This window comes from Bradyrhizobium sp. ISRA464 (assembly GCF_029910095.1).
GTDB lineage: Bacteria > Pseudomonadota > Alphaproteobacteria > Rhizobiales > Xanthobacteraceae > Bradyrhizobium.
In genome coordinates this window covers 7,411,346-7,432,130 of record NZ_CP094526.1, presented here as the reverse complement: position 1 = coordinate 7,432,130, position 20,785 = coordinate 7,411,346, and the positions used below count along the sequence as shown (strand labels likewise).

The 20,785-nt window shown below is 66.2% G+C and carries 22 protein-coding genes and 1 pseudogene; 17 read left to right on the top strand and 6 right to left on the bottom strand.

Features of this window, described 5'->3' with window-relative positions:
* Positions 1-112 precede the first annotated feature (112 nt).
* The gene (locus MTX19_RS34370; RefSeq protein ID WP_280981172.1) at positions 113-1,078 is read right to left on the bottom strand and encodes a glyoxylate/hydroxypyruvate reductase A; all 966 of its coding nucleotides are present in this window, start codon (positions 1,076-1,078) and stop codon (positions 113-115) included.
* Between the two features lie 482 nt (positions 1,079-1,560).
* Here MTX19_RS34370 and MTX19_RS34365 point away from each other — a divergent pair, with 482 nt between their 5' ends.
* The 5 genes from MTX19_RS34365 (at position 1,561) to MTX19_RS34345 (ending at position 5,094) form a co-directional block, all read left to right on the top strand.
* On the top strand, positions 1,561-1,929 hold the full coding sequence (locus MTX19_RS34365) for a YciI family protein (RefSeq protein WP_280981171.1): 369 nt from the start codon (positions 1,561-1,563) through the stop codon (positions 1,927-1,929).
* Positions 1,926-3,197 (top strand): RNA polymerase sigma factor, encoded by a 1,272-nt coding sequence (locus MTX19_RS34360; protein ID WP_280981170.1) that lies wholly within the window; start codon positions 1,926-1,928, stop codon positions 3,195-3,197. Before MTX19_RS34365 ends, MTX19_RS34360 begins: the two co-directional genes overlap by 4 nt.
* 486 nt (positions 3,198-3,683) lie before the next feature.
* On the top strand, positions 3,684-4,094 hold the full coding sequence (locus MTX19_RS34355; protein ID WP_280981169.1) for a DoxX family protein: 411 nt from the start codon (positions 3,684-3,686) through the stop codon (positions 4,092-4,094).
* Positions 4,095-4,127: 33 nt separating this feature from the next.
* Positions 4,128-4,664 carry an SRPBCC family protein gene (locus MTX19_RS34350; RefSeq protein ID WP_280981168.1) on the top strand — a complete coding sequence of 179 codons (537 nt, stop codon included), beginning with the start codon at positions 4,128-4,130 and terminating at the stop codon, positions 4,662-4,664.
* Positions 4,665-4,683: 19 nt separating this feature from the next.
* On the top strand, positions 4,684-5,094 hold the full coding sequence (locus MTX19_RS34345; protein WP_280981167.1) for a VOC family protein: 411 nt from the start codon (positions 4,684-4,686) through the stop codon (positions 5,092-5,094).
* Between the two features lie 202 nt (positions 5,095-5,296).
* Here MTX19_RS34345 and MTX19_RS34340 read toward each other — a convergent pair whose 3' ends face one another.
* Positions 5,297-5,719 (bottom strand): hypothetical protein, encoded by a 423-nt coding sequence (locus tag MTX19_RS34340; RefSeq protein ID WP_280975677.1) that lies wholly within the window; start codon positions 5,717-5,719, stop codon positions 5,297-5,299.
* A gap of 168 nt (positions 5,720-5,887) precedes the next feature.
* Positions 5,888-6,901: a nicotinate-nucleotide--dimethylbenzimidazole phosphoribosyltransferase gene (gene cobT, locus MTX19_RS34335; protein ID WP_280981166.1), complete on the bottom strand. Its 1,014-nt coding sequence runs from the start codon at positions 6,899-6,901 to the stop codon at positions 5,888-5,890.
* 54 nt (positions 6,902-6,955) lie between these two features.
* On the opposite strand from cobT, the gene cobS reads away from it, so the two are divergent.
* Both cobS and MTX19_RS34325 read left to right on the top strand, forming a co-directional pair.
* Positions 6,956-7,708 carry an adenosylcobinamide-GDP ribazoletransferase gene (cobS, locus tag MTX19_RS34330; protein WP_280981165.1) on the top strand — a complete coding sequence of 251 codons (753 nt, stop codon included), beginning with the start codon at positions 6,956-6,958 and terminating at the stop codon, positions 7,706-7,708.
* A 5-nt stretch (positions 7,709-7,713) separates the two neighbouring features.
* Positions 7,714-8,280, top strand: a complete 567-nt coding sequence (locus MTX19_RS34325) for a histidine phosphatase family protein (RefSeq protein WP_280981164.1) — start codon at positions 7,714-7,716, stop codon at positions 8,278-8,280.
* A 147-nt stretch (positions 8,281-8,427) separates the two neighbouring features.
* On the opposite strand, the gene MTX19_RS34320 is transcribed toward MTX19_RS34325, so the two are convergent.
* Positions 8,428-9,216: an SDR family oxidoreductase gene (locus MTX19_RS34320; RefSeq protein ID WP_280981163.1), complete on the bottom strand. Its 789-nt coding sequence runs from the start codon at positions 9,214-9,216 to the stop codon at positions 8,428-8,430.
* A gap of 218 nt (positions 9,217-9,434) precedes the next feature.
* Here MTX19_RS34320 and MTX19_RS34315 point away from each other — a divergent pair, with 218 nt between their 5' ends.
* From MTX19_RS34315 to MTX19_RS34290, 6 genes are all read left to right on the top strand, one after another.
* Positions 9,435-10,088 (top strand): glutathione S-transferase family protein, encoded by a 654-nt coding sequence (locus MTX19_RS34315; protein ID WP_280981162.1) that lies wholly within the window; start codon positions 9,435-9,437, stop codon positions 10,086-10,088.
* A gap of 147 nt (positions 10,089-10,235) precedes the next feature.
* Positions 10,236-10,607 carry a nuclear transport factor 2 family protein gene (locus MTX19_RS34310; protein ID WP_280981161.1) on the top strand — a complete coding sequence of 124 codons (372 nt, stop codon included), beginning with the start codon at positions 10,236-10,238 and terminating at the stop codon, positions 10,605-10,607.
* A 153-nt stretch (positions 10,608-10,760) separates the two neighbouring features.
* Positions 10,761-11,186 (top strand): YciI family protein, encoded by a 426-nt coding sequence (locus MTX19_RS34305; RefSeq protein WP_280981160.1) that lies wholly within the window; start codon positions 10,761-10,763, stop codon positions 11,184-11,186.
* A gap of 44 nt (positions 11,187-11,230) precedes the next feature.
* Positions 11,231-11,596, top strand: a complete 366-nt coding sequence (locus MTX19_RS34300) for a hypothetical protein (protein ID WP_280981159.1) — start codon at positions 11,231-11,233, stop codon at positions 11,594-11,596.
* A gap of 96 nt (positions 11,597-11,692) precedes the next feature.
* Entirely contained in the window at positions 11,693-12,394 is a 702-nt protein-coding gene (locus MTX19_RS34295; RefSeq protein ID WP_280981158.1) for a TetR/AcrR family transcriptional regulator, read from the top strand.
* A gap of 120 nt (positions 12,395-12,514) precedes the next feature.
* Positions 12,515-13,027, top strand: coding sequence for a DUF2852 domain-containing protein (locus MTX19_RS34290; protein ID WP_280985686.1), 513 nt, complete (start codon positions 12,515-12,517; stop codon positions 13,025-13,027).
* A 327-nt stretch (positions 13,028-13,354) separates the two neighbouring features.
* On the opposite strand, the pseudogene MTX19_RS34285 reads toward MTX19_RS34290, so the two are convergent.
* Positions 13,355-14,427: pseudogene (locus tag MTX19_RS34285) on the bottom strand (tartrate dehydrogenase).
* Positions 14,428-14,452: 25 nt separating this feature from the next.
* On the bottom strand, positions 14,453-15,763 hold the full coding sequence (locus tag MTX19_RS34280; RefSeq protein ID WP_280981157.1) for an MFS transporter: 1,311 nt from the start codon (positions 15,761-15,763) through the stop codon (positions 14,453-14,455).
* Between the two features lie 546 nt (positions 15,764-16,309).
* Between MTX19_RS34280 and MTX19_RS34275 the strand changes: the two genes are divergently transcribed.
* The 4 genes from MTX19_RS34275 (at position 16,310) to MTX19_RS34260 (ending at position 20,784) form a co-directional block, all read left to right on the top strand.
* The gene (locus MTX19_RS34275; RefSeq protein WP_280981156.1) at positions 16,310-17,227 is read left to right on the top strand and encodes a LysR family transcriptional regulator; all 918 of its coding nucleotides are present in this window, start codon (positions 16,310-16,312) and stop codon (positions 17,225-17,227) included.
* A 1,005-nt stretch (positions 17,228-18,232) separates the two neighbouring features.
* The gene (locus MTX19_RS34270) at positions 18,233-19,315 is read left to right on the top strand and encodes a transposase (RefSeq protein WP_280985685.1); all 1,083 of its coding nucleotides are present in this window, start codon (positions 18,233-18,235) and stop codon (positions 19,313-19,315) included.
* Between the two features lie 512 nt (positions 19,316-19,827).
* Positions 19,828-20,025, top strand: coding sequence for a hypothetical protein (locus MTX19_RS34265; RefSeq protein WP_280984976.1), 198 nt, complete (start codon positions 19,828-19,830; stop codon positions 20,023-20,025).
* A gap of 3 nt (positions 20,026-20,028) precedes the next feature.
* Positions 20,029-20,784, top strand: coding sequence for an ABC transporter ATP-binding protein (locus MTX19_RS34260; protein WP_280981153.1), 756 nt, complete (start codon positions 20,029-20,031; stop codon positions 20,782-20,784).
* Position 20,785 lies beyond the last annotated feature (1 nt).

Here is a 20,785-nt window from a genome sequence, read left to right as displayed (position 1 = left end):
TATGCGGTTGTCTCGCGTGTCGCGAGCCCGAACGCAACACACGTCACCATCGCGCGCAAGCCGTCCTAGCTCGCTCGCCCGCGCCGCTGGTCTCGGCGTTCGCGCGAGCGGGTCAATACCCCCGCTTGCGATCCACGAGGTTTTCGAGTTCGCCGCCGGCCTCGAAGCGCGCGATCTGCTGCGCGACGTATTTCGAGATCTCGTCGGCGTCGGTGTCGGCGGCATTGTGCGGCGTCAGCACCACCTTCGGATGGCTCCAGAACGGGCTCGCCTCGGGCAGTGGCTCGGTCTCGTAGACGTCGAGCGAGGCCGCGCCCAGTGTGCCGTCGTCGAGCGCGCGCAGGATGTCCGCCTCGTTCTGCAGGCCGCCGCGGCCGGCATTGATGATCACGGGCGCGCCGAGCGGGCTATCCCGGTTCAGCTTCGCGAACACCTCGCGGTTGAGGATGTGTCGCGTCTCCGGCGTCAGCGGCAGCAGGCAGACCAAGATGTTGGTCTGGCGCAGCAATGCATCCAGCCCGTCGGGGCCGTGGAAGCAGGTGATGCCCTCGATCCGCTTCTCGCTGCGGCTCCAGCCGACCACGCGGAAGCCCAGCGCGCGGAGCGCGTGCGCCGAGGCGGCGCCAAGCGTGCCGAGCCCCATGATGCCGACGGTGAGCGCGCCCGCCGCCCATTGGTATTTCGGCGCCCAGCGCTTCAGTCGCTGCGACTCGCGCAGGTACAGCTCCTGCCGGTGGTGCATCAGCACATGCAGCACGACGTATTCGGTCATGCGGTCGGTGAGGTCGCCGACCGCGACCCGCACCAGCGGCACGTCGGGCAGCGAGCGGTCGGCCATCAGCGCATCGACGCCGGCGCCGAGATTGAAGATGACGCGCAGATTGCCGAACGCGGCCAGCTCGCCGGGCTTCGGCTTCCACACCGCGGCATAGTGCACTTCGGCCGGATCGAGCGCCGGGTCAGGCAGCAGCACCACGCGGCGGTCGGGGCAGACCGCGTCGAACCGCGCCTTCCAGCGCGCCGGCGACCAGTTTTCCGTGCCGCCGTTCACCAGCAGCGCGAGCGCGCCTTTCCTCATCCAGATACCTCCAACATCAGCGTGATATACGTCACAGAGCGGGCCGACCCGCGACCCTAGTCTCCTGCCATCAACAGGGGACAACTTCCATGCGCAAACTGTTCCTGATGGCCGCCTTCGTGCTCGTCTCCGTCTCGGCCCGGCCAGAACCGTAGCCTCGTGCTTGCGACCAACGACACGCCTCAGCCGGCGGTCATGACCACCGCGCCGGATCGCCGCCCGCTACGGCGTCTACTGGTAACCGGAATGCCGCGATCGTCGCAGCGATGGTCCGGCGCGCGATTGCCGCGACCTCAAAGCCTCGTCGCCATCCTTTGCATCTGCAGCGCCTGCACCGCCGTCTTCACCTGCCGTCATCTCCATCTGCCGAGATCGGCCATATCGGATCGTAGGCGTCGGAACCCGCAGCAAAATTTCTTCCGTCCCCCTGTCGGCAACGGGCATAATCGTTCGTTCTTGGAATGAACGGAGATACCCTTTCGATGCTGTACGCCATTCTCTGCTACCACGACGAAGACATGGTCGGCTCCTGGAGCAAGGAGCACGACGCCGCCGTCATGCAGAAACTATCCGTGGTGCAGGACAAGCTCGCCAAGCAGGGCCGGCTCGGCCCGGTGGCGCGCCTGCTGCCGACCACGGCCGCGACCACGCTGCGCAAGGATGATCCGCCGCTGGTGCTGGACGGCCCGTTCGCCGAGACCAAGGAGCAGCTGCTCGGCTTCTACGTCGTCGACTGCAAGAACCTCGACGAGGCGCTCGACGTCGCCCGCGATCTCGGCGCGGCCAATCCAGGCGGCACCTATGAGATCCGTCCGGTCGGCGTCTTCAAGCCGGGGAGTGTCAAGTCGTGACCGATACCGCCTGGATCGATGCCGCGCTGACGTCTGCGCGTCCCCAGGCGGTCGGCGCGTTGCTGCGCTATTTCCGCAATCTCGACACCGCCGAGGAGGCTTTCCAAAACGCCTGCCTGCGGGCGCTGAAGAGCTGGCCGCAGAACGGACCACCGCGCGATCCCGCGGCGTGGCTGATCATGGTCGGCCGCAACGTCGTGATCGACGATATCAGGCGCAACCGCAAGCAGGAGCCGTTGCCCGAGGATGACCAGACGATCTCCGATCTCGACGACGCCGAGGACGAGATTGCCGAACGGCTCGACGGCTCGCATTATCGCGACGACATCCTGCGGCTGCTGTTCATCTGCTGCCACAAGGACCTGCCGGCGACGCAGCAGATCGCACTCGCCTTGCGCATCGTCTCCGGCCTGACCGTCAAGCAGATCGCGCGCGCCTTCCTGGTCTCTGAGGCCGCGATGGAGCAGCGCATCACGCGGGCCAAGGCACGCGTCGCCGATGCCAAGGTGCCGTTCGAGACCCCGGGCGCGGTCGAGCGCAGCGAGCGGCTCGCCGCCGTTGCCGCGATGATCTACCTGATCTTCAACGAGGGCTATTCCGCCGGCGGCGATACCGCCGACATCCGCTCGCCGCTGTGCGAGGAGGCGATTCGGCTTGCCCGCCTGCTGCTCCGCCTGTTCCAGAGCGAGCCGGAGATCATGGGGCTGACGGCGCTGTTGCTGCTGCAGCACGCCCGCGCGGCGGCGCGTTTCGATGCCGACGGCCAGGTGATCCTGCTCGACGACCAGGACCGCAGCCTGTGGAATCAGGAGCTGATCGCCGAGGGCCTAGCGCTGATCGACAAGGCGATGCGCCACCGCCGGAGCGGACCGTATCAGGTGCAGGCGGCGATCGCGGCACTTCACGCCCGCGCCGGGACGCCTGAGGATACCGACTGGACGCAGATCGATCTGCTTTACGGCGCGCTCGAGGTCATGCAGCCCTCTCCGGTGGTGACGCTCAACCGCGCGGTGGCCGTCTCCAAGGTGAAGGGAGCCGAAGCCGCCCTCGAGATGATCGAGCCCTTGGCGCCGCGGCTGTCCAACTATTTCCATTATTTCGGCGTGCGCGGCGCCTTCCTGATGCAGCTCGGCCGCAACGGCGAGGCCCGCGTCGCCTTCGACCGCGCCATCGCGCTCGCCAACACGACCGCGGAAGCCGCCCACATCCGCATGCATATCGACCGCCTGATGCGCGACAGCCAGCCGCGCAGCGCGGAGGCGAAGTAGTCGTCAGCAATAGCGCAGCCACAGTCTCGCTGCACCTCTCCCGCTTGGCGCACTCTCTCCGCTCCCTCTCCCCGTTCTTCACGGGGAGAGGTTGGGGTGAGGGGCTGCTTCCACGAGCTCCGGATGTGGAGAGACCTGACCCCCTCACCCGCCGCGCAAGGCGCGGCGACCTCTCCCCGCAAGCGGGGCGAGGTTGAGGAAGATCGGCGAGTTTGCAGTGAGGGGGAGGTCGGATCGCATCAAAGATACGATCCGGGTGGGGGCTATTCCCACAATGTGACTCGCGGTGAGACCCCCACCCCAGCCCTCTGAGCGCGAGCTCTGCTCGTCGCGACCCGCAAGCGGGAGAGGGAACGCAGCTCATTCGCGGTTGCCATTTAATCTCATCTCATCCCCGCTCTTGAAAAATCTTCGCCATCTCTGTCGGCCCCGCACCCAGCCGTTCGTCATGATGGCAGAGCATCACCAAGCCTTGCGGAGCCAGCCATGTCGACGAATGCGGAGATCGAAGTCTCAAAGCCTGCGCGCATCACTGGCCGCATCATGAGCGGCCTTGTCATCGTCTTCCTGCTGTTCGACGGCGCGATCAAGCTGGTGCCGTGGCCGGTCGTCACGGACACGATGGACAAGATGGGCTTTGGTGCGAGCGAGACGCTGGCGCGCAGCCTCGGCCTCATCACCATCGTCTGCACATTGCTCTACTCCGTGCCGCCGACCTCGATCCTCGGCGCGATCCTGCTCACCGGCTATCTCGGCGGCGCGGTCGCCTCCCATATGCGGATCGGCAGTCCGCTGTTCACCCACACGCTGTTCGGGCTCTATCTCGGCCTGGTGCTGTGGGGCGGGCTGTATCTGCGCGATAGCAATCTGCACGCGCTGCTTCCGTTTCGTCGCTGAGCCATCCCTCAATCTATCCTTGCGGAGACCGTCGTGCTCGAGATCATTGCCATTATCGCCGTCATCCTGGCGATCGCGATTGCGGTCGTCCTCATCCGGGCGGCGATCAAGCCGAACACGTTCCGGGTCACGCGTGCGGCCAGCATCGAGGCGCCGGCGGAGCGCATCTTTCCGCTGATCAACGACTTCCATCGGTGGACGACGTGGTCGCCCTACGAGACCAGGGACCCCGCGATGAAGCGCACCTATGATGGTGCTGCGAACGGCAAGGGCGCGGTCTATGCCTGGGACGGCAACAAGAATGTCGGTTCCGGCCGGATGGAGATCCTGGACGCCCAGGCACCGTCGAAGATCGTGATCAAGCTCGACTTCCTCACGCCGTTCGAGGGCCACAACACCGCCGAGTTCACAATGCTGCCGCAGGGCGATGCGACCAACGTCACATGGACCATGTACGGTCCGGCTGCCTTCATGTCGAAGCTGATGCAGGTGTTCATGAACCTGGATCACATGATCGGCAAGGATTTCGAGGTCGGTCTCGCCAATCTGAAGACGCTCGCCGAAAAATAACTACACCAAGGAGCACGCGATGCAGGTCAATCCCTATCTTTCCTTCGACGGCAATTGCGGCGCCGCGCTGAAACATTACCAGAAGGTGCTGGGTGCGCGGATCGAGGAATCGTTCCCCTACGGAGAGGGCAATGCGGAGATGCAGACGCCGCCCGGGTGGAAGGACAAGATCATGCACGCCAGGATCACGATCGATGGCGAGATCATCATGGCGTCCGACGCACCTCCCGGCCATTTCCAGAAGCCACAGGGGTTTCATGTCGCGCTGCAGGTCGAGGATCCCGCTGAGGCCGAACGCCGGTTCAAGGCGCTAGCCGAGGGTGGCACCGTCACCATGCCGTTCGGCAAGACTTTCTTCTCCAACGGCTTCGGCATGTGCGTCGATCAGTTCGGTATCCCCTGGATGGTGAACTGTCCGGCGCAGATGTAGGCGTGACCTCGATCGGTAACGCTCATTGTCCGTCACCCTGAGGAGGCCGCAACGCGGCCGTCTCGAAGGGCGACGGCCCGACTGTGGCCGTGCATCCTTCGAGGCTCGCACGGGCTCGCGCCTCCAGCGACAACGGCAAGCCGTTGCGCGGGGATGGCGGGCCAGCAGCGTCAGCGCGTCAAGAGAGACGGCAAGACGCGAGCTATCGGCACCGCGGATAGAGAGCCGCGAGCTCGCGGCCGCGCAGCAGGAGCAGTCGCGAGCTCAGTCCGCCGCGGCGGATGATCCAGCCGCGCACCGGTTGCGGATAGGCCTCCAGCACCGCTTCCGATGCTTCGGGCTCCGCATAGGTCCGGCCGCGGCCGTCGATCGAGCGCGCAGCGTGGAAGCCGAGCACGGCGCGCCGCGTCACGCAGATGCGGTCGTGCGGCACCATCGAGAGCACCAGCGTGCAGGCCGACAGGCACGGACCGTCGATCACCACGCGCTCTCCGGATTCGCGAACCTTGTCGAACAGTTCGATAAAGGGGCCGACCGGTCCGCCGGGGCTTGCAAGAATGCGCACCTCGGCATGCGCGGAGGCAACCGTTGCACAGAGGCCGGCCGCAGCGAGAAGCATCTTCATCAGCGCAATCCTCCCCGCCGGTGCGATCAGGGTCGCACCGCATCTGTTGCGCGAAGACATGCGCGCGGATCGGGGCATCATCAAGACCGATACCCCGTCTCGGGCAAAAATCAGGCTGCGGACAGATTTGGTCCATATGAACCGGGAGAACGGTTCGGCAGCGTCCCCTCAGTCGGCGCCGGAGACGCCGGCCTCGGCAAAGGTCGCCATGCCGCCGTGACAGGCGAGCGCCGCGCGCAGGAGCAGGATCGCAACGGCGGCGCCGGAAGCCTCGCCGAGCCGCATGTCGAGATCGAGAAGGGGAACAAGTTGGAGCTCGCGCAGCAATTCGCGATGGCCGAGCTCGGCCGACACATGCCCGGCCCGGCAATGCGCAAGGATATCGGGCGCGAGCCGCGCCAGCGGCAACACCGCCGAGGTCGACACGAAGCCGTCGAGCAGCACCGGAATGCGCCTGGCCCGAGCCGCCAGCACGGCGCCCGCGATGGCCGCGAGTTCGCGGCCGCCGAGCGACATTGCGACCGCCAGCGGATCGTCGAGCAGGCCGTGATGGAATTTCAGCGCCGCATCGATGGTGACGCGCTTGCGCTGCAGGCCCGCATCGTCGACGCCGGTGCCGCGGCCGGCCCAGCGCGCGCCGCGTCCGCCCATCAACGCCGCGCAGAGTGTCGCGGCCACCGTCGTATTGGCGATGCCCATCTCGCCCAGCACCAGCAGGTCGGATTGGTCGGGCACCGTACGCCAGCCGGTGTCGAGGGCCATAAGGAAATCGGCCGGGTCCATGGCCGGCGCAATCGTGAAATCGCGCGTCGGCCGCCCAAGCTCGATCGGCTCGACGCGCAACTCGGCACCGGCGAGCCTGGCGATCTGGTTGATCGCAGCACCGCCGCCCGCGAAATTCGCCACCATCTGCGCGGTGACCTCCGACGGATAGGCGGAGACGCCGCGCTCGGCGATGCCGTGATTGCCGGCGAACACGGCGATGGTGACGCGATCGAGCCGGGGCAGCTCACGCCGCTGCCAGCGTGCCAGCCAGATCGCGAGGTCCTCCAGGCGCCCGAGGCTGCCCGGCGGCTTGGTCAGGTTCTGCTGGCGCCGTGCGGCCGCCTCCGCGCATCCATCGTCGCCTCCGGGGAGGTCGCGACAAAAGCTGCGGATGTCGTCTAGAGTGTTGAACTGCATGCGATTCCCTCGTCGAGCGGGGCCGCAAGCTAATTCAATTTACAGGCCGCTACCATGGATCAATGGCTCCAGGATCTCAGGATAGCCACCGGCTTTCTGACCCGCCTGCCAATGCCGCATCCCGATGGTGCGCGGCCGGAATTTTTCGTGCGGGCGCAGCGGCTCTTTCCGCTGGTCGGCGCCTTGATCGGGGCGGCGATCGGGCTCGTCTGCCTGCTCCTGCGCGTGACCGGCGTGCCGGATCTGGCGGCCGCGGCATTCGCGCTCGGCGGCGGCGCGCTCCTGACCGGCGCACTGCACGAGGATGGGCTGGCCGATGTCGCGGACGGTTTTGGCGGCGGCCGCGATACCGCCGCCAAGCTCGAGATCATGCGCGACAGCCGGCTCGGCACCTATGGCGCGCTGGCACTGGTGGTGAGCTTTACTGCCAAGGTCGCGGCGGTGGCGGCGATCCCCGATGGCGCCGTCGTGCAGAGCCTGATCGCCGCGCATGCGCTCGGCCGCGGCGTGCTGCCCTGGCTGTCGATCAGCCTGCCTTACGCGCGCAAGGATGGGCTCGCGGCCAATGCCGGCCGGCCCGACGCCGCGATTGCGGCGGTCGCGGCCGCCATCGCGCTGGCGATTGCCCTGCTGTCGTTACGCTTCTCCGATGCGCTGCTGGCGGCGATCGCGGCAGGCGCCGGCGCATGCGTCGTCGCATTGCTGGCAAAACGGCACATCGGCGGCCAGACCGGCGACGTGCTCGGCGGCGCTGAGCAGGTTGCGGAGACCGCGATCCTGGTGCTGCTCGCGGCGCGGCTCGGGTGAGCGCAATGCCTGGCGAAACGCATCTCTGGCTGATCCGCCACGCGCCGGTCGACGGGCCGCGCGGCGTGATCCACGCGCCCGATGCGCCGGCCGATCTCGGCGCTGCCGCGACATTCGCAGCATTGCAGGCGCGGCTGCCGGCCGGTGCCTTCGCCGTCTGCAGCCCGGCGCGGCGCACGCGCGAGACCGCGGTCCGGCTTGGCCTTGACGCGATCGAGGACGAGGCTTTCCGCGAGCAGGATTTTGGCGACTGGACCGGACGGCGGCACAGCGAGCTCGAGGCCGAGCCCGGCGCGGCCTATCGCGCGTTCTGGAGCGCGCCGGGCCGCAACCGGCCGCCCGGCGGCGAGAGCTTTGCCGATCAGATCACGCGCGCGCGGGCAGGGCTTGCGCGCCTGCCGGCGGGCGACGCGGTGCTGGTGGTGCATTCCGGCACCATCCGCGCGATCCTTGCGATCGCGCTCGATCTCGCGCCCGAGACCGCGCTGCGCTTTGTGATCGATCCACTGTCATTGACGCGGATCGACCGGCTCTCCAACGCGTGGCGCGTGGTCGCGGTGAATCAGCGGTAGAGCAATTCGGGCGCCATCATTCCCGTCCCCCCCCCCCCGCGCAACGGCTTTGCCGTTGTCGCTGGAGGTGCGAGCGGAGCGAGCCTCGAAGGGGCACGGCCCGGTTGCTGCGCGACAGCAATGACGGCGAGAGGATTTGCGTGGTCGCTACCCGTTCCGCCGCTGGCCGCGCAGCGTCGGCAGGCCGATGCCGGCGGCGTCGAAGCCGCCGTCGACGGCGAGAATTTGTCCGGTGATATAGCTGGCGCGATCCGAGCACAGGAAGAAGATCGCGTCCGCCAGCTCCTCCTCCAGCCCGTAGCGGTTCAGCGGGATCGCGTCGTGATAGTCGGCGCGGATCGCCGGCGTGTGCACCGCTTTGGCCATCGCGGTCTCGACCGGCCCCGGCGCGACGCCGTTGACGCGGATGCCGAGCGAAGCGAGCTCCACTGCGAGCTGCTTGGTGAGATGCGCAAGCCCCGCCTTGCTGGTGCCGTAGGCCGAGCGCAGCGTCGAGGCGCGCACCGCCGAGATCGAGGTGATGTTGACAATCGCGCCGCCGCCGTGCTCGCGCATCAGGGGCGCGGCCGCCTTGGTGCACAGGAACGGCCCGGTGAGGTTGACCGCCATGATGCGGCTCCAGTCGGCGTCCGAGGTCTCCAGCACCGGCGCGAACACGGCAACGCCGGCGTTGTTCACGAGCGCGTCGAGCCGGCCGAAGTGGCGATTGATCGAAGCGATCGCCGCCGCGACGCCGTCGGCATCGGAGACGTCGCAGGTCAGCGCCAGCGTGTCGTCACCTTTCTTCAGCGCCGCGACCGCGCTGTCCAGCAACGCGCCCTCGATATCGAGCAGCGCAACGCGCCAACCCTCGGCGAGAAAGCGCTTCGCCGCGGCCAGCCCAATGCCGCGAGCGGCGCCGGTGACGAGTGCGACTTTGGAGGGAGACGAGGTCATGATGCGGTCCATTGTTCGGGCGAGCGGCGTCTGCTTGCGATCAAGGCAGCGTCTGCGACCTTTATCCTGCGATGTCAACCGTGCGACATTGTCTCCAATTTCAGCGGCCGGTTTGCTCTCTCACCCAGCATCCGGCCGCAAAAATAATTGCACCACGGGATGTCGGCGCGGCCGCCTCCGGTTCGTCCTGTGGCCGCTGACCTGATGATGGAGCTCCGATGTCGCTGACACTGCATTACCACCCGCTGTCCTCGTTCTGCTGGAAGGCGCTCGTCGCGCTTTACGAGAACGGCGCGCCGTTCACGCCGAACCTGGTCAATCTCGGCGATCCCGACCAGCGCGCGGCGCTGCTCCGGATATCGCCGATCGGCCGCTTTCCCGTGCTCAGCGACGCGGCGAGGGGAGAGACGGTACCGGAATCCAGCATCATCATCGAATATCTCGACCGGCATTACCCTGCTGCCACGCGGTTGATTCCCGAGGATCCCGACCTCGCGCTCAAGACCCGGCTGCGCGACCGCGTCCTCGACCTCTACGTTCATCTGCCGATGCAGAAGATCGTCGGCGACCGGCTTCGCCCGGCGGACAAGAAGGACCCGCATGGCGTGGCGGAGGCGCGGGCGCAGCTCCGTACCTGCTATGCGATGCTGGACCAGCAGCTCGCGCATGGCGGCTGGATGATGGGCGACAGCTTCACCCTGGCCGATTGCTCCGCCGCGCCGGCGCTGTTCTACGGCAACAAGGTCTCGGCGTTCGACGATGCCCATCGGCACCTGGCCGCCTATCTGGAGCGGCTGAAAGCGCGGCCGTCCTTCGCGCGCGTCCTCCGGGAGGCCGAGCCCTATTTCGGCATGTTCCCCAAAGAGAGCTGAGGTCATGCAGACCTGAGGTCCAATCGGGCCCAAAAAAATCCGGCCCGGTTGTCTTGATCGGCCGGTTCCGTTCGTCTTCCACCCGAGGCCCGCGATCCGGCGGAATCGTCCCGCCGGATCGCGCGCGGCCGAGCATGTGGAGACGACATGGCTGCAGCTGGCAACAAGGCCGAGATCGTCCGTGCAATCTTCGCCGCCTATCTCGCCGACGATCGCAGGACGGTCGAGCAGGCGTTCGCGGACGACTTCCGTTTCAATACGCCCTACGGCGAGAACATCGACAAGCCGAGATATTTCGCCGAGTGCTGGCGCAGCAGCGACTGGATCAGCCGCCACGAGATCGAGCGGATCATGGTCGAGGGAGGTGAGGTCTTCGTCACCTATCGCTGCGTCGCCAAGGACGGCAAGAGCTTTCGCAACACCGAGTTCTTCGTGTTCGACGGCGACAAGGTGAAGCGCATCGACGTCTATTTCGGCCCCTCGCACCAGGACGGTGCGCTGGTCCGGCAGGATCGCTGAGGGCGGTGTCCATGCCGATTGTGCAGGCCAAAGTCAATGACGTGCGAAATTATTTCCCGCCACGTGTCGGTTGTGCAAAACCCCGGCCGTCTTACATCCGAGAGCCGGTCCGGGTTCGAACCGGACCGACGTCAAACCAAAGGGTGCCATGCAATGCGTTTCATGATGTTGATGATCCCGCTCGGCTATGAGAGCGCGCCGGCCAAGCTCGACCTCGACCCCGAGCGCGTCGCCGCGATGATGAAATACAATCAGGCGCTGAAGGATGCCGGCGTGCTGATCACGCTCGAAGGCCTGCATCCGCCGGCCACCGGCGCGCGCGTCTCGTTCGCGACCGGCACGCCCGTGGTCACCGATGGTCCGTTCACCGAGTCCAAGGAGGTGATCGGCGGCTTCTGGATGATCGAGGTTGCCTCGCGCGCCGAGGCGATCGAATGGGCCAAGCAGTGCCCGGCCTCCGGCAACGAGATCATCGAGATTCGCCAGGTACAGGAGATCGGGGATTTCTCCGAGGAGGTCCAACAGGCCGCCGCCACCTTCGAGCATCCGCAGGGCGGCTGGGGCAAGGCGCTGCGCTGATTCACCGACCGATCGTCAATCCACCAACCGCAACGGAGCAGCACATGAGCACGACCAACACATTCCTCGCCATCTATCTCGGCAGCAAGGGCGGCCCGCGCATGGAAGCCTGGAACAAGATGCCGGAAGCCGAGCGGCGCGCCAAGGAGCAGCAGGGCATGGCCGCCTGGGGCGCCTGGGTCGAGAAGCATCACGACGCGATCGTCGAGATGGGCGGTCCGCTCGGCAAAACCAAGAAGGTCGACGCCAACGCGATCGCCGACATCACCAACGCGATGACGGGCTTCACCGTGGTGCGCGCCGCCTCGCACGAGGCCGCCGCAAAACTGTTCGAGAACCACCCGCACTTCACGATCTTCCCCGGCGAGGCGGTCGAGATCATGCCCGTGCTGCCGATCCCGGGACGCTAACTCGGCATCGACAGCAGGAGCGGTCCGCTGATCTTGATGAAGACCGCGTCCCGCCGCTAGTGACCTTTGCGGCCGGCTCATGTAAAAGTTATTCACATGAGCTGGAGCAAGGACCAGGGCCGCACCGAGCGCGGCTATCACCACGGCAATCTCAAGGAAGCGCTGCTGCAGGCCGCGCTCGACCTGATCTCGAAGAAGGGGCCGGCCGGCTTCACCTTCGCCGACGCCGCGCGCATGGCCGGCGTCAGCCCCGCCGCGCCCTATCGGCATTTCCGCGACCGTGAGGAATTGCTCGCCAGCATCGCGCAGCGCGGCTTCGAGCAGTTCGAGGCATTGCTGACAGCGGCCTGGGACGACGGGCGCCCCGACACCGTCACGGCATTCGAGCGCGTCGGCAAGGCCTATCTCGCCTTCGCGCGCGAGGAGCCCGCATTCTACTCGGCGATGTTCGAATCCGGGCTGCCGCCCGATGCCAACCCGACATTGATGGCTGCGAGCGAGCGCGCCTTCGCGATCATCCGCGCCGCCGCCGAGCGGCTCGCGGCGCTGGCGCCGCCCGGCATGCCGCGTCCGCCGGCGATGATGATGGCGCTGCACATCTGGGCGATGTCGCACGGCGTGGCCTCGCTGTTCGGCCGCGGCGATGCCGCGCGGCGCAAGCTGCCGATGTCGCCGGAGGAATTGCTGGAAGCCGAAGTGCTGATCTATCTGCGCGGCCTCGGCTTCCCGACGGATCGCAGGGCCGACACCGCGGCGGCCGAGCAAAAGCCCGCTGGTCCCTGGGGCAAGCCGAAATAAGGTTCCAAAAATAATCCCAGGGGTGCGTCATCCGCGCTGCTTGACTTTCCGAAGGGATCGGCTACGTATGTAAATGTTATTTACATTCACAACGGCGTGATGCCGTGATGGAGAAGGTCAATGGCCTACACCGCTGATGTCAATCGCTGGCGCGGCCCCGTCGATGAATCGCACCCCCCGCACATGCACGTGTACTGGGCGCCGTGGCATCCCCTGAAGATCGCCCTGATCATCCTCGGCTTCATGATCTGGTGGCCGATCGGTCTCGCCCTTCTCCTTTTCACACTCGGGAGCAGAAAAATGGCCTGTTGGAGTCACCACGATATGGATCGCTGGCAGAACAAGATGGAGCGGATGCAGTACAAGGTGGACCGCATGCGCGACCGCATGGAGCGCCGCGGCTTCGGCTGGGGCTTCGGCCCGCCCACGAGCGGCAACCGCGCCTTCGATGAGTATCGCGCCGAGACGCTGCGCCGTCTGGAAGAGGAGCAGAAGGAGTTCAAGGATTTCCTGAGCCGTCTGCGCCACGCCAAGGACAAGGAAGAGTTCGACGCCTTCATGGCGCAGCACCGCACCCGTCCGACTCCGCCGAACGATCAGCCGCCCGAGCCGCCGCAGCCGCCGCAGGGTTGAGCGTCACGCGGAAGACCTGAGCCTTCAGGCGATGTGCCCCCATAGCACCTGAACGGCCGCGAGCCGCCCGCTTGCCCCACGCAAGCGGGCGGTTTGCGTTTTGGGGAGTGGCAACGTCGTAAGGTGCGCACGCTGCTCGGGCTCCCTCTCCCGCTTGCGGGGGGCCGAGGCGAGCGAAGCTCGCTCTCGAGGGTGGGGTGGGGGCTCTCTCCACGAGTCGTATCGCGGACACAGCCCCCACCCGGATCGCATCGCAAATGCGATCCGGCCTCCCCCGCAAGCAGGAGAGGCGAACGGAGTTCGCGGATAGCTAACGCCGCAGCACCCTCACACATTCGATCCGTGAATCGCGTCGATCACGGCATCCGTGACTTCCTTCGTGGTCGCACGTCCGCCGACGTCGGGCGTCAGCACGCCGGCCGCGCACACTTTCTCGACTGCGGCCATCAGCCGCGCCGCGGCGTCCTTCTCGCCGAGATGCTCCAGCATCTGCGCGCCGGTCCAGAAGGTGGCGACCGGATTGGCGATGCCCTTGCCGGTGATGTCGAAGGCCGAACCGTGGATCGGCTCGAACATCGAGGGGAAGCGGCGCTGCGGGTCGATATTGCCGGTCGGCGCGACGCCGAGGCTGCCGGCCAGCGCGCCGGCGAGATCGGACAGGATGTCGGCGTGCAGGTTGGTGGCGACGATGGTGTCGAGGCTCTTCGGATGCAGCGTCATGCGCACCGTCATGGCGTCGACCAGCATCTTGTCCCAGGTCACGTCGAGGAATTCCGCGGCGATTTCGGCCGCGATCTCGTCCCACATCACCATGCCGTGACGCTGCGCGTTCGACTTGGTGACCACGGTGAGCAGCTTGCGCGGCCGCGACTGCGCGAGCTGGAACGCGTAGCGCATGATCCGCGTCACGCCGACGCGGTGAACACGGCCACTTCGGTGCCGACCTCTTCCGGCAGGCCCCTGTGCGCTCGGCCGCCCATGCCGGCATATTCGCCTTCGGAATTCTCGCGCACGATCACCCAGTCGAGATCGCCGACGCCGGCATTGCGCAGCGGCGAGGCGACGCCGGGCAGGATCTTGGTCGGCCGCACATTGGCGTACTGGTCGAAGCCCTGGCAGATCGGCAGGCGCAGGCCCCACAGCGTGATGTGATCGGGCACGTCGGGCGCGCCGACCGCGCCGAAATAGATCGCGTCGAACTTTTTCAGCTCGGCGAGGCCATCCGCCGGCATCATCACGCCGTGCTTCTTGTAATAGTCCGAGCCCCAGTCGAAGGTCTTGACGTTGAAGCTGATGTCGCCGGTGCGTTTTGCCAAAGCCTCCAGCACGCGGACGCCCGCGGAAATCACTTCGGGGCCGATGCCGTCGGCGGGGATGGCGGCGATGGAATGGGTGCGCATGAAAATCTCCTGATTGCGAGTGTGGTCAGTGGGACCGGGCAGGTGATGGTTGATGGGCGACGTTCGCTTTGGTGTTGGCCCGCGACAGCAGCAGCGTGAGCACGGCCGAGAGCACCAGCAGGCCGGCGACGAAATAGAGGCCGCCGTCGAAACTGCCGGTCCGCTCCTTGATCCAGCCGATCATCGCAGGCCCGACGAAGCCGCCGAGATTGCCGATCGAGTTGATGGTGGCGATGCCGGCGGCAGCGGCCGAGCCCGACAGGAACATGGTCGGCATGCTCCACAGCGGCGGCTTCGACGAGGAGATGCCGATATTGACCAGGGTCAGCGCCGCGATCACGGCGGCAAGCCCGGTCCACAATCCCGCCAGCGCAAGTCCGGCAGCGGCGATCAGGCAGGCGATCACCACGTGCCAGGTGCGCTCGCCGGTGCGGTCCGAATGCCGCGCCCACAGGATCATGGCGATCACGGCGACGGTCGCGGGCACCGCGTTGAGGAAGCCGACCGCAAGCGACGACAGGCCGAATTGCTTGATGATCTGCGGCGCCCACACCCCGAGCGTATAGAGCCCGGCCGAGGTGCCGAAATAGACCAGCGACAGCGCGAGCACGCGCGGATCGGCGAGCCCGCGCCAGATGCTGTGGCTTGCGGTCGCGGCCTTGCCGTCGTTCTCCGCCTTCATGGTCTTGACCAGCCAGTCGCGCTCGTCGTCGGCAAGCCATCTGGCCTGCTCCGGCCGGTCGGTGAGGAAACCGAGCACGACGAAGCCGAGGATGACGGCCGGTACCGCTTCCAGCACGAACAGCCACTGCCAGCCCTTAAAGCCGAGCAGCCCGTCCATTTCGAGCAGCGCGCCTGATACCGACGAGCCGAGTACGGTCGACAGCGGCGCCGCCGCCATGAACAGCGCGGTGACGGCCGCGCGCTGACGCGCCGGGAACCAGTAGGAGAGATAAAGGATGATGCCGGGGAAGAAGCCGGCCTCCGCGGCGCCGAGCAGGAAGCGCAGCACATAGAAGCTGGTCGCGCCCTGCACCAGCGCCATCGCGGCCGAGACGAGGCCCCAGGTGATCATCACCCGTGCGATCCAGATCCGCGCGCCGATCTTGTGCAGGATGATGTTGGATGGCACCTCGAACAGGAAGTAGCCCCAGAAGAAGATACCGGCACCGAAGCCGTACACCGTCGGCGACAGGCCGATGTCCTTGTTCATGGTCCGCGACGCGAAGCCGATGTTGACGCGGTCAATGAAGGCCACGAAGTACAGCAGCATGATGAATGGAACGATGCGCAGTGAAATCTTGCGCAGCACGCGCGTCTGAAGCTCGCCGGCCATGGGCCTCCCTCGGGTTGGTGTTCTTCTTGGCACGCGATAAGTGTGGGTCAGGCGGAGTATCCGCAGCCTCCACTTCGCCTCTCCCGCTTGCGGGGGAGGCCGTATTGCATCGAAGATGCAATACGGGTGGGGGCTCTCTCCACAGTACGACTCGTGGAGAGAGCCCCCACCCCAACCCTCCCCGCGCGAGCGTCGCTCGTCGCGCCCCGCAAGCGGGAGAGGGAGCGCAGTCCTGCCGTGGTCGGACCTGACTTCATCACGTTCCATGGCGCACCTTGCGCGCCAACGGCAAGCCTAGAAGGGGGCGCCCTTTGCATTCAACCCGCGCGGATTTATACAAAAAATGATATAATCGGGCCAGCTTTCCTACCAGGCGTCCGTCATGCCCGGCCTTGTGCCGGGCATCCACGTCTTGGCCGCGTAAGAGAAAGACGTGGATGGCCGGGACCTCTGGCGCGAAGACGCGCTTCGCGCTTTTGCCCGGCCATGACGGAGGAAGAGGGCATCGGCCTGTCAATGCTTGTCGTGTCGTAAGGAGTCACGCGTTTGGAACTGCATCAGCTCCGCTGCTTCGTGGCCGCCGCCGAGGAGTTGCATTTCGGCCGTGCCGCGCAGCGCCTGCAGATGCTGCCTTCGGCGCTCGGCCGTCACATCAAGCTCTTGGAGGAAGACCTCGGCGCGCGGCTGTTCGCGCGGACCACGCGCGCGGTGTCGCTGACTGAGGACGGGGCCGTACTGCTGCGCGAAGGGCGCGCGCTGTTGACCCGTGCGGAGGCGATCGAGGACGGCTTCCGCAAGCGCCTGCGCAGGCCGTCGACGCGGCGGTTCCGGATCGGCGCCATCGACAGTGCCGCAGCCGGTCTGCTGCCGCCTCTCTTGCGCGATGTCGGCAGCGCGCATCCCGACATCGCCGTGCAGCTTCTCGAAGAGAAGACCATCCGGCTGTTGCCGAAGCTGCTCTCCGGTGCGCTCGATCTCGCCTTCGTGCGTCCGCCGGAGCGGCCTGACAAGCGCATCGAGTTTGTGTCGCTGCTGCAGGAGACCGCGGTGGTCGCCGTGTCGCGAAAGCATGCGCTGGCGCGGCGGCCGGTGATGTCGCTGGCCGATATCGCGGACCAGCCCTTGATCGTGCCGGCGCGCCGCTCGCGGCCGCACAGCCATGATCTCACCGTCAAACTGTTCGACGAGGCCGGGCTGACGCCGCGCATCCACCAGATCGCCGACGAGAAGCAGACCATCGTCAACATGGTCGCGGCGCGGCTCGGCGTGGCCATCGTGCCGCGCTGGACCTCACGGATGGCGATCCCCGGCGTCCGCTTCGTGCCGCTTAGGCTGAAGCGTGGCGGCAGTGCAGGCCACCTGCCGCTCGCAGTCGCGTGGCTGAAGGGTTCGCGCGATCCGATCCGAGATCAGGTAATTGCCGTGCTCGAAGCGCGATTGAAGAGCTATGCGCGCGAGGCGTGAGCGAATTGCTTCGTTATTCCGGGGCGTGCGAAGCACGAGTCCGGAATGATGGTAAGGTGAGCACGCTGTTCAGGCACCCTCCCCCCTTGTGGGGACCGAGGTGAGCGAAGCTCGCTCTCGAGGGTGGGGAGAGGGGTACGTCGCCGGGCTGAGTTGTTCGATGCGGGCAGCTTTCTCGCAAATTCGTTCGCTTGTCGTCCAAAACCGATACGGAGAGGCGCGTCGTGTGACCACCCCTCTCCCTAACCCTCTCCCGCAAGGGGAGAGGGAACCCTTCCGCCGGTGTCTTCCTCACGCGCCAATCACTGAGTTGCCCGACGTGGCAAGCCCCTGTGGCAAAAATATTTCCGTTTTACAGAAATGCAACTCGGTGTATGAATGGCCCGTCTCACCCGCTTGAGGGGCGCTTCGCGATCGTCACGAGTGTTGGGTCGAGATGCGGTGGACGCCGAGTGCGCGACTGACGAGTGCGCGTAAGGCGGACGGTGAAGTCGTGCAGGCCTGACGCCCTAGTGGCAGGTGTCTCATCAGCAAGAGGCTATGCCTCTGCTGATGACGGTGACAACAAAGCCCAGTCTCGCCGGGGAGAGCACGTATAAGCCGTAAGCCATCGCGCAGGGAAAGCCGGAGTGTTCTTCGGTTTCACCTGTGGTCCTACCTCCCGTGCTTTCCATTTGCACGGGACCCATGGGTGCGATCGGCACCCGGCTTTCCCTGCGCCCTCTGTTCAACGAGAGGGCGAAACGAAAGGCAACCTCGGACGCTGCGCGCCGCGAGAATGCGGACGTGTGACCCACAAGCGGCGCCACACATCCAATGTCGTCCCGGCGAAGGCCGGGACCCATAACCACGAATGGTCATAGTTGTGCGACGCCGGAACGACGAGTCCTGTTCACAACTCCGGCCTCGGCGTATGGGTCCCGGCCTTCGCCCATAGGCGCTAAAATAGGATTTGCGCGTTGGATTTGCTTGTGATTCCAAGATGGGATGAGACACGAATCGCTTGTGAACGAAGACTGGGCGCATGTTGTTGCGCGGCTTGGCGGGGCCGATGCTCTCGAGGTCAGCGCCCGCGAGACGAAGGCGTTTGTCCGCCCGCGAGAGATTAGCAATGCGGTCGATTTGCTGCGTCTGATCCTGGCGTACTGTCTCGGCGAGAGGGGTCTGCGGTTGACGACGGCATGGGCAACCTCGGTGGGCCTTGTCGATATCTCCAACGTGGCTCTGTTGTATCGCTTGCGTCAATGCGGGGATTGGCTGGCGCGCCTGGTAGGCCAAGCGCTTGTGAGCGGTGCACCGAAGGCGAGCCGCGGTCGCCTGATCCGCATTGTTGACGCCACGACGGTCCCCAAGGCTGGGACGAGCGGCAGGAACAAGAACGCGGTGTGGCGTGTCCACAGTGCGTTCGATCTTCCGCGGGAGCGTTTTGGTCACTTCGAATTGACTGATGAGCGCGGGGGCGAGACGCTGGATCGGATACCGGCGGTTGCCGGCGAAATCCGTCTTGCCGATCGCGCCTATCTGCAGCCCGAGCGCATGGCACGTCTGCTCGATGCCGGTGCGGACTTCGTGATCCGGTCCGGCTGGAAGAGTGCGCGTTGGCTTGATGCCGAAGGTGGTCTGGTTGATCTCACGGCCGAACTGCGCAAAGCCACGGCAGGCGGCATGATCGATCGGCCGATCTGGATAAAACGCAGGTCTGGCGTGCCGCTCGCCATGCGTCTGGTTGCGATCAGGAAGCCGGCGCAAGCTGCCGCGGCTGCGCGACGCAAGGCACGCCGGACCGCACAAAAGGGAGGCCATCAGCTCTCCAGGCAAACACTGGACGCCGCAGATTGGGTGATCCTGGTGACCTCACTCAAACCAAAGGACTTCACGACTGCCGACATTTTCGCCCTCTATCGGCTACGATGGCGCATCGAGCTCGGCTTCAAGCGGCTGAAAAGCTTGATTGGCCTGAAGGGGCCGCCCGGAACTGACGAGCGATCCGCCAGACCCCATATCCTTGCCCATCTGCTGATCATTCTTCTGCTCGAGCCGCTCGTCGACGAACTCGAGGACTCTCCCCGCTTGGCCGACGCCGCCTGACCCGCCCAGGGGCGTGGCGTCTCCTGCACCAGCTCGTCGCTTCGCTACGGCAAGCCATCATTCCCCAGCCCGCAATCGCTTGCCTCCGCAGACTCCGCTCCACGCTCCGGCGGCACCTCCGCGAGCCGCCCAGACACAAGCGTCGCTATCAAGCAATCCAACTATCTTAGCGCCTATGGGCCTTCGCCGGGACGACGGTGGTGGATGGGGCGCTGGTCCGCTTACGAGATGCGGGGGCGGATGGTCGTCCTGATCGGCCGGCAGCACGTTCCAGGGCCCGCCCGTGCAGGATTGGCTCACCGCGTCCCAGACCCCCTAGCCCCAGTCCGGCCGGTGCTCGATCCAGAGGTCCTAGCACTGGCAACCGACGGTTCCATGCGGCCGGACCGCACGAAGGTGTAGACGAGGCCGTCGCTCTGTCGGCACAGTTCGAATCTCTCACGATTTTGCCTGCCAGCCATGATGGTTCCGCTTTGTGGACTCGCGTTATGTTATAATATAACACTATCTTGATGGCACACGCGCATCCCCACGATCACGCCCACCACGGCCACGCCCATCCCCACGGGCACAGCCATGGCCCGGCGTCGCCGCATCCGGCGCAGGTCACGCATTGGTCGATCCTGCGCATGACCGTGCCGGCCCGGCTATCCGCGGCAATCGCGGTGAGCGCCTGCCTGTGGGCCGTTGTCTGGCTGGCGATGAGGTGATCCGTGGCTCCGCTCGTTACATTCCGCGATGTCACGCTCGGCTATGACCGCCACCCGGCGGTGCATCACCTCAACGGCGAGGTCGAGCCTGGTGCGTTGCTCGCCGTGATCGGTCCGAACGGGGCCGGCAAGTCGACGCTCTTGCGCGGCGTCGCCGGCGTGCTGACGCCGTTGTCGGGCGGGATCGATCTCGACGGAATCGAGCACAGGGATATCGCCTATCTGCCGCAGACCGCGGATATCGACCGCAGCTTCCCGATCTCGGTGTTCGACTTCGTCGGCACCGGGCTGTGGCGCAGCACCGGCTTCTTCGGCGGCATGGGCAAGGCGGCGCGCGAGCGGATTTTGCTGGCGCTCGCCGCGGTCGGCCTCAACGGCTTCGAGAACCGGCCGATCGGCACGCTCTCCGGCGGGCAGATGCAGCGCATGCTGTTTGCCCGCGTGCTGTTGCAGGATGCGCGCCTGATCGTGCTCGACGAGCCGTTCAACGCGATCGACGCCAAGACGACCGCCGACCTGCTGGCGCTGGTCAAGCACTGGAATGCCGAAGGGCGCACGGTGCTGGCAGCGCTGCACGACCTCGACATGGTGCGCAACAACTTCCCTGAGACGCTGCTGCTGGCCCGCGGGCCGGTCGAATGGGGCCCGACCGCGCAGGCGCTGACGCCGGAAAACCTGACGGTCGCGATGCGGATGTGCGAGGCCTTCGACGACAGCGCCGCCGCCTGCGCGGTCGATCCGCGCTCGAGGGCCGCCTGAC

Excerpts from the sequence above, each read along its gene's own strand:
- MTX19_RS34340 (WP_280975677.1), bottom strand. The coding sequence starts at position 5,719 with ATGAAGATGCTTCTCGCTGCGGCCGGCCTCTGTGCAACGGTTGCCTCC.
- MTX19_RS34345 (WP_280981167.1), top strand. The coding sequence starts at position 4,684 with ATGCAGGTCAATCCCTATCTTTCCTTCGACGGCAATTGCGGCGCCGCG.
- MTX19_RS34325 (WP_280981164.1), top strand. The coding sequence starts at position 7,714 with ATGCCTGGCGAAACGCATCTCTGGCTGATCCGCCACGCGCCGGTCGAC.
- MTX19_RS34300 (WP_280981159.1), top strand. The coding sequence starts at position 11,231 with ATGAGCACGACCAACACATTCCTCGCCATCTATCTCGGCAGCAAGGGC.
- MTX19_RS34315 (WP_280981162.1), top strand. The coding sequence starts at position 9,435 with ATGTCGCTGACACTGCATTACCACCCGCTGTCCTCGTTCTGCTGGAAG.
- MTX19_RS34290 (WP_280985686.1), top strand. The coding sequence starts at position 12,515 with ATGGCCTACACCGCTGATGTCAATCGCTGGCGCGGCCCCGTCGATGAA.
- MTX19_RS34280 (WP_280981157.1), bottom strand. The coding sequence starts at position 15,763 with ATGGCCGGCGAGCTTCAGACGCGCGTGCTGCGCAAGATTTCACTGCGC.
- MTX19_RS34310 (WP_280981161.1), top strand. The coding sequence starts at position 10,236 with ATGGCTGCAGCTGGCAACAAGGCCGAGATCGTCCGTGCAATCTTCGCC.
- MTX19_RS34370 (WP_280981172.1), bottom strand. The coding sequence starts at position 1,078 with ATGAGGAAAGGCGCGCTCGCGCTGCTGGTGAACGGCGGCACGGAAAAC.
- MTX19_RS34295 (WP_280981158.1), top strand. The coding sequence starts at position 11,693 with ATGAGCTGGAGCAAGGACCAGGGCCGCACCGAGCGCGGCTATCACCAC.
- MTX19_RS34265 (WP_280984976.1), top strand. The coding sequence starts at position 19,828 with ATGGCACACGCGCATCCCCACGATCACGCCCACCACGGCCACGCCCAT.
- MTX19_RS34365 (WP_280981171.1), top strand. The coding sequence starts at position 1,561 with ATGCTGTACGCCATTCTCTGCTACCACGACGAAGACATGGTCGGCTCC.
- MTX19_RS34305 (WP_280981160.1), top strand. The coding sequence starts at position 10,761 with ATGCGTTTCATGATGTTGATGATCCCGCTCGGCTATGAGAGCGCGCCG.
- cobS (WP_280981165.1), top strand. The coding sequence starts at position 6,956 with ATGGATCAATGGCTCCAGGATCTCAGGATAGCCACCGGCTTTCTGACC.
- cobT (WP_280981166.1), bottom strand. The coding sequence starts at position 6,901 with ATGCAGTTCAACACTCTAGACGACATCCGCAGCTTTTGTCGCGACCTC.
- MTX19_RS34320 (WP_280981163.1), bottom strand. The coding sequence starts at position 9,216 with ATGACCTCGTCTCCCTCCAAAGTCGCACTCGTCACCGGCGCCGCTCGC.
- MTX19_RS34355 (WP_280981169.1), top strand. The coding sequence starts at position 3,684 with ATGTCGACGAATGCGGAGATCGAAGTCTCAAAGCCTGCGCGCATCACT.